Annotated in this window: 10 protein-coding genes and 1 pseudogene; 7 read left to right on the top strand and 4 right to left on the bottom strand. The window is 68.5% G+C overall.

The window, feature by feature from the left end:
• Positions 1 to 14: 14 nt before the first annotated feature.
• Both IH68_RS0113425 and IH68_RS0113420 read right to left on the bottom strand, forming a co-directional pair.
• A complete protein-coding gene (locus IH68_RS0113425) occupies positions 15 to 623 on the bottom strand; it encodes a DUF1349 domain-containing protein (RefSeq protein WP_030933586.1) in 609 nt (202 codons plus the stop codon).
• 146 nt (positions 624 to 769) lie between these two features.
• A complete protein-coding gene (locus IH68_RS0113420; protein ID WP_078912435.1) occupies positions 770 to 2,299 on the bottom strand; it encodes an aldehyde dehydrogenase (NADP(+)) in 1,530 nt (509 codons plus the stop codon).
• 155 nt (positions 2,300 to 2,454) lie between these two features.
• Here IH68_RS0113420 and IH68_RS0113415 point away from each other — a divergent pair, with 155 nt between their 5' ends.
• The 3 genes from IH68_RS0113415 to IH68_RS0113405 all read left to right on the top strand — a co-directional run bounded on the left by IH68_RS0113415 (position 2,455) and on the right by IH68_RS0113405 (position 5,244).
• Positions 2,455 to 3,228 carry an IclR family transcriptional regulator gene (locus IH68_RS0113415; RefSeq protein ID WP_004002235.1) on the top strand — a complete coding sequence of 258 codons (774 nt, stop codon included), beginning with the start codon at positions 2,455 to 2,457 and terminating at the stop codon, positions 3,226 to 3,228.
• A gap of 18 nt (positions 3,229 to 3,246) precedes the next feature.
• A complete protein-coding gene (locus IH68_RS0113410; protein ID WP_030933579.1) occupies positions 3,247 to 3,717 on the top strand; it encodes a GNAT family N-acetyltransferase in 471 nt (156 codons plus the stop codon).
• A gap of 78 nt (positions 3,718 to 3,795) precedes the next feature.
• Positions 3,796 to 5,244 (top strand): peptidoglycan D,D-transpeptidase FtsI family protein, encoded by a 1,449-nt coding sequence (locus IH68_RS0113405; protein WP_030933576.1) that lies wholly within the window; start codon positions 3,796 to 3,798, stop codon positions 5,242 to 5,244.
• An 84-nt stretch (positions 5,245 to 5,328) separates the two neighbouring features.
• Here IH68_RS0113405 and IH68_RS0113400 read toward each other — a convergent pair whose 3' ends face one another.
• On the bottom strand, positions 5,329 to 6,780 hold the full coding sequence (locus tag IH68_RS0113400; RefSeq protein ID WP_030933574.1) for an NCS2 family permease: 1,452 nt from the start codon (positions 6,778 to 6,780) through the stop codon (positions 5,329 to 5,331).
• A gap of 230 nt (positions 6,781 to 7,010) precedes the next feature.
• On the opposite strand from IH68_RS0113400, the gene IH68_RS0113395 reads away from it, so the two are divergent.
• The 3 genes from IH68_RS0113395 (at position 7,011) to IH68_RS0113385 (ending at position 10,235) form a co-directional block, all read left to right on the top strand.
• The gene (locus IH68_RS0113395; RefSeq protein ID WP_030933571.1) at positions 7,011 to 7,577 is read left to right on the top strand and encodes a SigE family RNA polymerase sigma factor; all 567 of its coding nucleotides are present in this window, start codon (positions 7,011 to 7,013) and stop codon (positions 7,575 to 7,577) included.
• Complete coding sequence (locus IH68_RS0113390; RefSeq protein WP_030933568.1) at positions 7,574 to 8,413, top strand: hypothetical protein; 840 nt, start codon at positions 7,574 to 7,576, stop codon at positions 8,411 to 8,413. The genes IH68_RS0113395 and IH68_RS0113390 overlap by 4 nt, the downstream gene beginning before the upstream one ends.
• Before the next feature lie 139 nt (positions 8,414 to 8,552).
• Complete coding sequence (locus IH68_RS0113385; RefSeq protein ID WP_030933566.1) at positions 8,553 to 10,235, top strand: rhamnogalacturonan lyase B N-terminal domain-containing protein; 1,683 nt, start codon at positions 8,553 to 8,555, stop codon at positions 10,233 to 10,235.
• A gap of 107 nt (positions 10,236 to 10,342) precedes the next feature.
• On the opposite strand, the gene IH68_RS0113380 is transcribed toward IH68_RS0113385, so the two are convergent.
• Positions 10,343 to 11,497, bottom strand: a complete 1,155-nt coding sequence (locus tag IH68_RS0113380; protein ID WP_030933564.1) for a right-handed parallel beta-helix repeat-containing protein — start codon at positions 11,495 to 11,497, stop codon at positions 10,343 to 10,345.
• A 239-nt stretch (positions 11,498 to 11,736) separates the two neighbouring features.
• Here IH68_RS0113380 and IH68_RS0113375 point away from each other — a divergent pair.
• Positions 11,737 to 12,786 (top strand): annotated as a pseudogene (locus tag IH68_RS0113375) (glycoside hydrolase family 43 protein); the annotation flags it as partial.
• Positions 12,787 to 12,788: the final 2 nt, after the last annotated feature.

The raw sequence follows: 12,788 nt of genomic DNA, 5'->3' as shown, positions 1-12,788 counted from the left end.
ATCCCGCGGAGCGCTCAGTTGCCGTCTCTCAGATCCGCGGGCCAAGTGGGGCGGAACTCTATGTGGTCGTAGGTGACCACGCAGCCCTCTCCCATCGGTGACTGGGTCATGAAGCCGACGAGGGCGTCGCCGGTCTCCTTCTCGTCGCCCAGGGTGAAGAGGCGGACGAAGGTCCAGCGCTTGCCGTCACGGGAGGCATGGAAGGCGAAGGCGCGGCCGGTGCGGCTCACCCGGAGCCAGACCGAACTGCCGTCCACGGTGAAGGAGTTGGCGTCGTCGGAGTGTCCCCGGGTGACCACCGTGCAGACGGTGGGCACGTCCGGGGAGTACTCCAGGCAGAGCTTGGCCCAGGCCCGCTCCCCGACGTGGACGTAGAGCACCCCCGCGTCGAAGGCCGAGGCGAACCCGACCGTGACGCGCGCGATCAGCTGGAAGTCCCCCTCGGGCGCCCCGAGCAGCCGGGGCGCGTCGGAGGCGGGCTCCAGCGCCTCCCCGGTGGGCGGCACGAACCGGTCCTGCCGGGGCCCGGCCCATCCGCTGAGGATCCCGTCCTCGTACAACCAGTGCCCGTCGGGACCGTAGGTTCGGAGAGCGAAAGGCAGTTCGGGAAGTTCCACATCCATCAGCTGATTGTCGCAGGCCCGGTGAAGCCGCCCTAAGGGGCGCGGGGCTGTATCGATTTGCGGCTCCGCCGCGTGGGCGCGACAAGCCATGACCGTAGCCGCAGTCCGCAGACAACCCGCACCCCTATGGCGCACCCCGCGGAGCGCTACCGCTCCAGCCTCCCGTTGAACCGCCGGGGCAACCCCAGCGGGTTGGCGTCCCGCAGCTCCGGCGGAAGGATCGCTTCCGGCGCCGTCTGGTACGTCACCGGCCGCATCCACCGCTCGATGGCCGTACCGCCGACCGACGTCGACGTGGACGTGGTCGCCGGGTACGGGCCGCCGTGATGCTGGGCGGGAGCCACCGCAACGCCCGTCGGCCAGCCGTTCACCAGCACGCGCCCGGCAAGCGGCGTCAGCTCGGCCAGCAGCTCCGCGCCGCGGCCCTCCCCGGCCGCCTCCTCCGCCGACAGATGAACCGTCGCCGTGAGATTGCCCGGCAGCCGCGACAGCACGCCCTGCACCTGGGCCTCGTCCTCATAGCGGGCCACCACGGTGACCGGCCCGAAGCACTCCTCGAGGAGCAGGTCGTACTGGCCTTCCTCCGCCAGCTTGTCCGCCGAGACCGTCAGGAATCCGGCGCTCACCGTGTGCTCGCCGCCCGCGCCCGGCGTCACCGGGGACTCGACCTCGGGGAGCTCCGCACGCTCGGCGACCCCGGCGATGAAGTTGTCGCGCATGCGGTGGTCCAGCAGGACCCCGGCGTCCGTGTCGCTGACCGCGTCCGTCAGGGACTTCACCAGGCGGTCACCGGCCGCACCGCTCGGTGCGAGCACCAGGCCCGGCTTCACGCAGAACTGGCCGACGCCCAGCGTCATCGATCCGGCGAGACCCGTGCCGATCGCCTCGGCGCGCTCGGCCGCCGCGGCCTCGGTGACGACGACCGGGTTCAGGGATCCCAGCTCGCCGTGGAAGGGGATCGGGGTCGGGCGCGCTGCGGCCGCGTCGAAGAGGGCACGGCCACCGCGTACGGAACCGGTGAAGCCGGCCGCCGAGACGAGGGGGTGCTTGACCAGCTCAACGCCCGCCTCGAAACCGTGGACCAGGCCGACGACGCCCTCGGGGATGCCGTGCGCGGCGGCGGCCCGGCGCAGCACCTTGGCGACCAGCTCGGACAGGGCCGGGTGGTCGGGGTGGGCCTTGACGACGACCGGGCAGCCCGCGCCGAGCGCGCTGGCGGTGTCGCCGCCGGCCACCGAGAAGGCGAAGGGGAAGTTGGAGGCCGAGTAGACGGCGACGACGCCCAGCGGCACCTTGTAGCGGCGCAGGTCCGGGATCGGCGGGGTCGCGGTGTCGTCGGGGTGGTTGATGATCACGTCGAGGAAGGCGCCCTCGTCGACGATGTCCGCGAAGGCCCGCAACTGGTAGCAGGTGCGGGCGAGTTCGCCGTTGAGCCGGACCGGGCCGAGCGCGGTCTCGGCGTCGGCGGTCTCGACGAGGCCGTCCTTCGCCGCCTCGAGCTGCTCGGCGGCGGTGCGCAGGAAGGCCGCGCGCACCGCGCGGTCGGCGAGGGCGCCGCGCGCGGCGTGCGCGGCGCGGACGGCGGCGTCCACCTCCTGGGCTGTGGCCTCCACCGCAACCTGTTCACGCTGCTTCCCGGTACGGGGGTCGACACTCCAGACTGGTGCTGCTGCCACCGCGGGTCCCTCCACGTATGTCTTGCGGTATGTCCTGCTTGTATTGCCGCAGTATCTGGGTCATCCACCAGGGTCGTTCGATATACTGAACGCTGTCTCTGATGATGAATATGCTGTTGGAGACTATTTCCCGTCGAACGAAGGGGTCAAGGGCGATGTCGGCAGGCGAGACAGGCGGCGGGGCGCAGGTCAAGTCCGCGGTGCGGACGGTGGAACTGCTGGAGTACTTCGCAGGCCGGCCCGGTATGCACTCCTTGGCGTCGGTTCAGGAGGCCGTCGGTTATCCCAAGTCCAGTCTGTACATGCTGCTGCGCACGCTGGTGGAGCTGGGCTGGGTGGAGACGGACGCGACGGGCACGCGATACGGCATCGGGGTGCGGGCGCTGCTGGTCGGTACGTCGTACATCGACGGCGACGAGGTGGTCGCGGCGGCCCGCCCGACCCTGGACCGGCTGTCGGACGACACCACGGAGACCATTCACCTGGCCCGGCTGGACGGCACGAACGTCGTGTACCTGGCCACCCGCCAGTCGCAGCACTATCTGCGCCCGTTCACGCGGGTGGGGCGCCGGCTTCCCGCGCACTCCACCTCGCTGGGCAAGGCGCTGCTGAGCACATACACGGACGAGCAGGTCCGCAAGATGCTCCCGGAGACCCTGCCGGCGCTCACCGAGAACACCATCACCGACCGGGAGAAACTCATCGAGGAGCTGCACCAGGTCCGGGAGCAGGGCTTCGCCGTGGACCGCGAGGAGAACACGCTGGGCCTGCGCTGCTTCGGTGTCGCGATCCCCTACCGGACTCCGGCGCGTGACGCGATCAGCTGCTCGGTGCCCGTTGCGCGCCTCACCCCGGCCCACGAACAGATGGTCAAGGACGCCCTGTTCGACGCGCGCGACCGGCTGACCCTGGCGACGCGGAGGCTCTGACTCCTAGGCTTCGACGTCATGGACGTCGTACTCCGTGAAGTGCATGACAGTGATCTGCCGGTCTTCTTCCGGCAGATGAACGATCCCGAGGCCCTGCGCATGGCCGCGTTCACCCCGAAGGACCCGGCCGACCGGGACGCGTTCGACGCCCACTGGAAACGGATCAGGGCCTCGGAGGACGTCCTGCGCACGGTCCTGGTCGACGGTGACGTGGTGGGCAGCGCCGCGGTGTACGGCGAGCCGGGCGAGCGCGAGGTCACCTACTGGATCGAACGCGCCCACTGGGGCCGGGGCATCGCCACGGCCGCGCTGCGGGAGCTGGTCGCCCAGGTGCCCGAGCGTCCGCTGTACGCCCGGGCGGCCGCCGACAACGCCGGCTCGCTGCGCGTCCTGCAGAAGTGCGGGTTCCGGGTGACCGCCCAGGCCTCCGGGTTCGCCAACGCGCGGGGCGGGGAGATCGACGAGTTCGTGCTCGCGCTGGACGCCTGACCGCTGTGAATGAACGTCCGATGAGAAAAGCGGACGCACGGGAACGATTCACTGCCTCCTGATCGTCCTCCGAGTGGGATGAACAAGACGATCAGGCGGGCCTCCGTCTTCACACTGCTGCTCGTGCTCGCTCTGCTGGCCAGGGCGACCTGGGTGCAGTTCTACGACGGCAAGGCCCTCGCGGACGACAAGGACAACCGGCGCAACGCGATCGAGACGTACGCGGACCCGCTCGGGAACATCATCGTGGGCGGCGATTCGATCACCGGTTCCGCGGCGACGAAGCACAGCGACCTCAAGTACAAGCGCACGTACAAGGACGGCAAGCTGTACGCGGCGGTGACGGGCTATGCCTCGCAGGCCTACGCGCCGACCCAGCTGGAGGGCATCTACCGGGACCTCCTGGACGGCACGGACAACCGCCTCAAGACCGTGATGGACACGGTCACCGGCAAGCGGGCCGACCCGGGCACCGTGGTCACGACCATCGACCCGGACGTGCAGAAGGCGGCGTACGACGCGCTCGGCGACAAGAAGGGCGCTGCCGTCGCGATCGACCCGAAGACCGGCAGGATCCTGGCGATCGTGTCGACGCCGTCGTACGACCCGTCGTCGCTGACGGACGCCAACACCGCGGGCACGGCCTGGAAGAAGCTCAACGCGGACTCCGACAAGCCGCTGACCAACCGCGCGCTGCGCCAGCCGCTGCCGCCGGGCTCGACGTTCAAACTGGTCGTCGCGGCCGCGGCGTTGGAGGACGGGCTCTACCCGAACGTGGACAAGAAGACCGACAGCCCCGACCCGTACACGCTGCCGGGCACCACCCGGGACCTGTCCAACGAGAACCCGAACGCGCCCTGTGAGAACGCCACGATCCGCACCGCGCTGCAGTACTCCTGCAACAACGTCTTCGCGAAGATGGCCGTCAGCCTCGGCCAGGACAAGGTGAAGGCGATGGCCGAGAAGTTCGGCTTCAACGACACGGAGCAGGACGTTCCGGTGCGGGCCTACACCAGCGTCTACCCGTCCGACATGGACAGGTCCTCCACGGCGCTGACGGGCATCGGCCAGTACGACGTCACCGCGACCCCGCTCCAGATGGCCATGGTGTCCGCCGCCATAGCCAACGGCGGCAAGCTGGTCTCGCCGCACATGGTCTCGCAGATCACCGACAGCGGCGGTGACGTGCTGGAGAACTACGACGACAGCACGAGCACCAAGGAGATCGTCAGCTCCTCGACCGCCGAACAACTGCAGTCGGCGATGCAGACGGTGGTGCAGAAGGGCACTGGCACGAACGCCCAGATATCGGGCGCCACCGTGGGCGGCAAGACCGGCACGGCCCAGCACGGCGAGAACAACAGCAAGACGCCGTACGCCTGGTTCACGTCCTACGGCGAGAAGGGCGGCAAGGAGGTCACCGTGGCGGTCATGGTCGAGCAGTCGAACGCAGCCCGCTCGGAGGTCAGCGGCAACGGCCTGGCAGCCCCGGTGGCCAAGGCGGTCATGCAAGCGGCGCTGAAGTAACCCCCTGGGGGGAGCGCCCCTTCAGGGGCGCGGGGAACTGCGCGACCAGCCACAACAAACCCGCACCCGGCCGCGCAGCGTCCCTCACTTCACCCCGAGAATCTGCTCAACCGGGTCAATTGCGAAGTAGACAAGGAACAGCACCGAAACCCCCCACAGCAACCAGTGCACCTCCTTGGCCTTACCAAGCACCGCCTTGATGACGACGTAAGCCAAGAACCCCGCCCCGATGCCATCGGTGATCGAGTAGGTGAACGGCATCGCAGCGATGGTCAAAAACGCCGGGATGGCGATCTCGTACCGGTCCCAGTCGATGTGCTTGACGTGGGTCATCATCAGGAACCCGACCGCGATCAGCGCAGGCGCAGCCGCCTGCAGCGGCACGATCGTCAGCAACGGCGTCAGGAACAGCGCGAGCCCGAACAACCCACCGGTGATCAGGTTCGCGAAGCCAGTGCGCGCCCCCTCTCCGACACCCGCCGCCGACTCGATGTACGCGGTGTTGGAGGAGGCGGACCCCAGACCGCCGGCCACGGCCGCCGCGCCGTCGATGAACAGCACCCGGCCGATGCCCGGCACCTGCCCCTGCTCGTCGAGCAGCCCGGCCTCCGCGCTGATGCCGACGATGGTGCCCATGGCATCGAAGAAGTCCGACAGGATGAGGGTGAACACCAGCAGGACAGCGGTGAGGATGCCCGCCTTCGCGAAGCCGCCGAACAGGCTGAAGTGACCGATGAGCCCGAAGTCGGGCGTGGAGACGATCTTGTCGGGCACGTGCGGGGTGGTCAGACCCCAGCTCTTGATGTCCGCCACCGCATCGATGATGATCGCGACGATCGTCATCGTCACGATGCTGATCAGGATCGCGCCCTTCACCTTGCGCGCGAGCAGCGCGATGGTGAGCAGCACGCCGAGACAGAAGACGAGGACCGGCCAGCCGGTCAGCCGGCCCACGGCCCCCAACTGCACGGGCACGGTGGTCTGCGCCGCGTCCGGGATACGGCTGACGAACCCGGCGTCGACGAAGCCGATGAAGGCGATGAACAGACCGATGCCGACGCCGATCGCCTGCTTGAGCTGCTGCGGAATGGCGTTCATGATCGCCTCGCGCAGTCCGGTGAGGACCAGGACGCAGATCAGGATGCCCTCGAGGACGACGAGGCCCATTGCGTCGGACCAGCTCATCAGCGGGGCGAGCTGGAAGGCGACGACGGCGTTGAGGCCGAGGCCGGCGGCGATGGCGAGCGGGAGGTTGCCGCCGACGCCCATGATGATCGTCATCACACAGGCCACCAGGGCGGTGGCGGTGACGAGTTGGCCGGTGTCGAGGCTGTGGCCGAACTTGTCCTTCGCACTGCCGAGGATGATGGGATTCAGGACAAGGATGTAGGCCATCGTGAAGAACGTGGCGAAGCCGCCGCGTATCTCCCGGCCGAAGGTGGATCCCCGCTCGGAGATACTGAAGAACCGGTCGACGCCGTTCGCCGCTGGTGGCGCGGCACTTGGCCGGTCGACCGTCTTCTTGGTGTCGGACATGGCGGGTGCTCCTAGGTGCCTGATGGATCAGTGTGCGGATGCTGGCTGGATTGTTCCCGCGGTGAACCCGTTTCAGGTTTTCTCCGTGTTACGGAATCGGTCGGCCCGCCAGATTGCGTTCGAAGCCCCGTACGAACCCATTGTTCATCACTGCTACGCTTCCGGATCTCGTCCGGGCCTCCTCCGGATGAGCACATGTCATCTACATGCCACACACAGAGAGGTCGCCCGTGGGCACGGTCGTCGACGATGCAGCCTCCGTGGAGTTTCATGCCTTCTTCGAGCGGCACTACGCCGAACTGTCCCGGCTCGCCCATCTGTTGACCGGTGAGGCGGACGCCGCCGACGATCTGGCCGCCGACGCACTGCTCGCCCTGTGGCACCGCTGGGACCGGGTGCGCGCCGCGGACCATCCGGCCGCCTACGCCCGCGGAGTCGTCGCCAACCTCGCCCGCACCCGGATCCGCAGCGCCGTGCGCGAGCGCCGGCGGATCTCGCTGTTCTGGTCGCAGCGCGAGGAGAAGACCGAGAATCCCGACATAGCGGGCGTTGTCGACGTCCAGGAGGCTCTGCGCAGGCTGCCGTTCAGGAAACGGGCGTGTGTGGTCCTCCGGCACGCGTTCGACCTGTCGGAGAAGGACACCGCTCTCGCTCTGGGTGTTTCCGTGGGTACGGTTAAGTCCCAGACGTCCAAGGGAATGGCCGAGCTGCAGAAGATCCTCGGCTCCCAGGGCGTACCGAAGAAGGTGCACGCGGCGATGGCGCGCGGCGGCGACAGCGGAGGAACGGACCGATGAGGCAGCAGGACGTGCACGGCGAGCTGCGCGCCCGGCTGCACGAGACGGCCGAGGCGCACGAGCCGGACCGGGCCAGGATCCTGGCGCGGATCGAGCGGGGCATGAGCGAGCACGGCCGCCCGGATCACCGGGCGACCCGTCCGCCGGTGTGGGGCTGGGCCCGCGTGGTGAGTGCGACGGCCGCGGTCGCGGGCATGCTCGCGGTCGGCGGTTACGCGGTGGCATCCGCGGTGAAGGACGACACTCCCCCGCAGCAGCAGACGGTCTCGGTCTCCCCGACGCCCACGCCGTCGCCCGATGCGACGAGCCGGGCGCCCGTCCCGCCGGTGGAGCGGACGCCGAGCACCGCGCCGCAGCCCCACAACCCGAGCAACACCCCCGCCCCCAAGCCCTCCGCCTCCGTGCTGGCGCCCGCCGCCGGCGAGCAGGACGGCCCGCTGTCGTCGGACGCCTCGGTGGACCCGCACAGCAACGACTTCTGGGCGCAGAGCGACATCACACTCAAGACGAGCGAACAACTCACCGCCCTGACAGTGCAGTTGAAGGTCGCGCAGACCGGTGGGGTCAGTGACACGGGTGCCTGGCGCGCGCTGCCGGAGCAGGACTTCGACCTCACGGTCGGCGAGCAGAACGGCTTCCTCGTCTACACCTGGACGCTCAAGGCGGGCCGTACGGTCCCCAAGGGCGAGTGGGTGTTCGCCGGGCAGTACAACCACCAGCGCGGCGGCCGGGACGCGAAGGACGACACCTACGCGATCACGGCCACCGCGAAGGGCACACAGCGTGCGGTGGGCGGCGACTTCGCGGCCCACACGAACGACGCGGGCGACTCGTAAAAGGGGCCTGCACGGAATCTCGCGCAAAAAATCTTGAAGAGGGCGGCAACCCGTTCCTCGGCGGCGGCAACCAGGAAGCAGCAGACTTCCTCTTCACCTGCAGCTGAGTGAACATTCAAGTACGACGGGAATTCGCCCCTTGAGCACGCACAAGAGACAGCTCACCCGCCGCCGGGTGCTCGGGGCCTCCGCGCTCGGCGTCGCCGCCACCGGCGCCGCCATGGCGGGAGGCGCCGGCCTGCTGTCGGCCGCGTCCGCCGCGGCCTTCGGCTACAAGGACGACGGCAGGAACTACGTCGTCGACACGGGCTCCTCCCTGGTCTTCAAGGTCTCCAAGACGACCGGCGACCTCACGTCCCTCGTCTACAAGGGCAAGGAGTACGAGGGCTACGGCGGCAAGCACTCGCACGTCGAGTCGGGGCTCGGGGCATCCGAAGTCACGATCAGGCAGTCGGGCCCGACGATCCTGATCAAGGTCGTGCACGGTGCGATCACCCAGTGGTACGCGGCCCGCAGCGGCCAGAACAACGTCTACCTGTGGACGGACAAGAAGGACGCCTCCTTCACCGCGACCCGCTACATCGTCCGCCTCAAGCCGGGGATGTTCCCCAACACGGGCTCGGACGCCTGGAACTCGACCACGGACAAGATCATCGAGGCCGGTGACGTCTGGCGGCATCCGGACGGCACGACCCACTCCAAGCACTACTCGGGCAAGCGCACCATCGACTACGACCACGTCGGCTTCACCACCGGCTCGGTCGGCCTCTGGATGGTCCGCTCCAACCACGAGAAGGCGTCCGGCGGCCCCTTCTACCGCTCGCTGCTGCGGCACTCGAACGACGGCGGCGCGGGCCTGTACGAGATCCTGCACTACAACGAGGCCCAGACGGAGGCGGAGCGCTTCGGCCTCCAGGGCCCCTACGTCATCGCCCTCACCGACGGCGGCGCCCCTGCCTCCTCGCTCTCCCATGCGAACCTGGACACCTCATGGGTGGACGGGCTCGGCATCACCGGCTGGGTCGGCAGGGCGGGCCGCGGCAAGGTGGCGGGCGTCGGGCTGAAGGGCATGGACGCCAAGTACCCCTACACCGTGGGCTTCGCCAACACGGACGCGCAGTACTGGGCGAAGGCCGCGGCCGGAACCGGCGCCTTCTCCTGCAAGGGGATGCTCCCGGGGACGTACACCCTGACCGTCTACAAGGGCGAACTCGCCGTGCACACCGAGTCGGTGAAGGTGACGGCGGGCGGTACGACGTCCCTGCACAGCCTGAGCATCACCGGTGACCCGTCCGCCGCCTCCGCCGTCTGGCGGCTCGGCGACTGGGACGGCACGCCCGGCGAGTTCAAGAACGCCGAGCTGATGACGTACGCGCATCCCTCCGACGGCCGCGCGGACAAGTGGACCGGCAACGTCACCATCGGCAGCGGCGGCGAGGCCGCATCCTTCCCGGCGTACATGTGGAAGGACGTCAACGACGGCATCCTGGTCCACTTCAAGCTGACCAAGGCGCAAGCCGCGGCCGCGCACACGCTGCGGGTCGGGGTGACGGACGCGTTCGCCGGCGGGCGGCCGCGGGTGACCGTGAACGACTGGGTTTCGGCCATTCCCACAGCACCCACACAGCCCTCGACTCGTTCCCTCACCACGGGCTCCTACCGTGGAAACAACCACACCTTCACTTTCAACGTCCCTAGTAGTGCGTGGAAGACGGACACCTCCCAGTACAACGTGCTGAAGATCAACATCGTGAGCGGTTCGGGCGGCACGGCCTATCTCAGCGCCGGCACGTCGTTCGACTGCCTGGACCTGCTGACCTGAGCCCCCCTCGGTCAGCAGAAGAACGCCCCGCCGGTGACGACCGGCGGGGCGTTTTCCTTCGGGGGCTTCAGCTTGTCCCCGTGTGCTTCAGTTCATCGTCGTGGGCTTCAGTTCATCGTCGAGCCGATGGTCGTCGAGCCCGTGGTGAGGAAGGTCGTCGCGGGCAGTGAGCCGTTCGGCTTGCGGACGCCGTAGGCCGAAGTGGCATCCGTCGATCTGAAGGCCGGCGTACCCACCCCGCCGTCCCAGTTGTTCGCCGCGGAGACGGTCTTCGGACCCAGCTTGTCCAGCCCGCCCTTGTCGCTCACCGCGAGGTTGCGGGCCAACCGTGCCTTACCGGTGGCGAAGTAGAACCCGGCCTGCGCATTGGCGTACGCCGTGTTGCGGTTCAGCACGATCGCCCCGGTGTTGGAGTTCTCGGTGAACCCGTTGAGCGTGTTGTCCCAGGCCGCGTTGTTGTTGACGACGTGCGCGACGGCGACGCCCCCGCCACCCAGTTTGAACCCGTTGCCGTTGCCCTCGAAGGCGGAGTCGTTCCAGCGGTTCCTGCCGTTGCCGTACGCCCAGGAGTGCTCGATGGTGACCGGCGAGGAGAACTGCCACAGGTCGAGCCCGTCGTCGGAATTGTTGTACAGGCGGGCGCCGGTGACCTTGTTGCCCGTGCCCGAGCCGAACTTGATGGCGATGCCGTCGGCGTTCTGGCCGTGCCCGGCGGGGTCGTAGTTGCCGTAACTGTCCAGGTTCTGCACGAGGTTGTCGACGGTGTTGTCGCCGCGCAGCGTGAACCCGGAGTCGCCGTTGTTCGCGGTGACCAGGTTCTTGAAGACGCCCCCGGTGGACGAGGTGACGACGAGGCCCTGGGCCGGGGAGTGCTGGAAGGTGAGGTTCTGGACCGTCCAGTAGCTGCCGTAGATCCCGGTGAGCCAGGACCCGGCGGGCAGCTTGGAGCCGTCGATCCTCACCTTCTCGCTGCCGTACGCCCGCAGCGTGATGCGGTTCGAAGCGGTGCCGCCGGCCGTGGACTTGAGGGTGGCCGTCGGATAGTACGTGCCGCCGCGGACCTGGATGACGGTGCCCGCGGCGGCGTTCTTCACGGCCGACTCCAGATGGGCCGTGGAGGACACGGTGACCGTCGTCGCGGCGGCCTCGGCGCCGCCGCCCGAGAGGCCGAGGTAGACGCCGCCGACCCCGGCGGAGAGGGCCACCGCCGCGGCGATCGAGAGCGTGCGCGTCCTGCGGTGGCGTCCGGTGCTGAGTCGCACTGGGCGTTCCTTTCCTAGGGAGTGGGAGCGAAACGGGGCCGGAGGGGCCCTCGCCGGCCCGTTTCTGAAAGCCAGTCGCCGCCGTGACCGGAAGAGGTTGCCGCGTCTCCCCGAAAGCAAGCGAAACTTTCACTGACTCCCGCCCCCCGCTCACCTGTTGACGTGCCGTTTCCCGCTGATGACACTCCGAGGGCGCCGCATCCCCCAACAGAAACCCCCACACTCCGACAGGACTGCCCATGCGTCCCAGAGCCGTGCTCGTCGCCTGCCTCGCTCTCCTCCTCGGCCTGTTCACCGCACCGCCCGGCACCGCGCACTCAGGAGCCCCACCCGTGAAGCACCCCAAGTACGCCGGGTATCTCTTCGCCTACTTCACCGGCGAGGGCACCGCGGACGGCGAGCAGATCCGCTACGCCCTCAGCCGCGGCAACGACCCGCTGCACTGGCGCGAGCTGAACCAGGGCAAGCCGGTCCTGACGTCGACGATCGGCGAGAAGGGCCTGCGCGACCCGTTCGTGATGCGCTCCCCCAAGGGCGACAAGTTCTATCTGATCGCCACCGACCTGCGGATGTACAACAACAGCAGCGGCAGCTGGGACTACGTCCAGCGGCACGGCAGCAAGTCGATCATGATCTGGGACTCCACCGACCTGGTCCACTGGACCAACCAGCGCCTGGTCAGGGTCGCCCCCGACAACGCGGGCAACACCTGGGCCCCGGAGGCGTACTGGGACGACGCGCTGCATGAGCACGTCGTCTTCTGGGCGTCGAAGCTGTACGCCGACGACGACCCGGACCACACGGGATCGACGTACAACAAGATGCTGTACGCCACGACGAAGGACTTCCGCACCTTCAGCAAGCCGAAGGTCTGGGACGACCCGGGCTACTCGGTGATCGACTCGACGGTCGTGAAGTACGAGGACACCTACTACCGCTACACCAAGGACGAGCGTGACCCGTCGTCCAGCTCGCCGTGCTCGAAGTTCATCACCGGCGAGAAGTCGAAGGCCCTCACCTCGACCGAGTACGACTTCGTCTCCGACTGCATCGGCAGCGGCTCCATCCAGCGGGGCGAGGGGCCGACCGTGTTCAAGTCCAACACCGAGAAGAAGTGGTACCTGTTCATCGACGAGTACGGCCTGCGCGGCTACGTACCCTTCGAGACCACCGATCTCGCCTCGGGCAAGTGGACCATGTCCACGGACTACGAACTGCCCGCCAGCCCCCGCCACGGCACGGTGATGCCGGTGACGGGGGCCGAGTACGAGCGGCTGCTCAGGACGTACGG

Origin of the sequence: Streptomyces sp. NRRL S-646 (assembly GCF_000720765.1) — a bacterium.
Classification (GTDB): domain Bacteria; phylum Actinomycetota; class Actinomycetes; order Streptomycetales; family Streptomycetaceae; genus Streptomyces.
This window is presented reverse-complemented; position numbering and strand designations above follow the sequence as displayed.

Coding starts and splice junctions, on each gene's coding strand:
- IH68_RS0113415 (WP_004002235.1), top strand. CDS start 2,455: ATGTCGGCAGGCGAGACAGGCGGCGGGGCGCAGGTCAAGTCCGCGGTG.
- IH68_RS0113405 (WP_030933576.1), top strand. CDS start 3,796: ATGAACAAGACGATCAGGCGGGCCTCCGTCTTCACACTGCTGCTCGTG.
- IH68_RS0113425 (WP_030933586.1), bottom strand. CDS start 623: ATGGATGTGGAACTTCCCGAACTGCCTTTCGCTCTCCGAACCTACGGT.
- IH68_RS0113410 (WP_030933579.1), top strand. CDS start 3,247: ATGGACGTCGTACTCCGTGAAGTGCATGACAGTGATCTGCCGGTCTTC.
- IH68_RS0113400 (WP_030933574.1), bottom strand. CDS start 6,780: ATGTCCGACACCAAGAAGACGGTCGACCGGCCAAGTGCCGCGCCACCA.
- IH68_RS0113390 (WP_030933568.1), top strand. CDS start 7,574: ATGAGGCAGCAGGACGTGCACGGCGAGCTGCGCGCCCGGCTGCACGAG.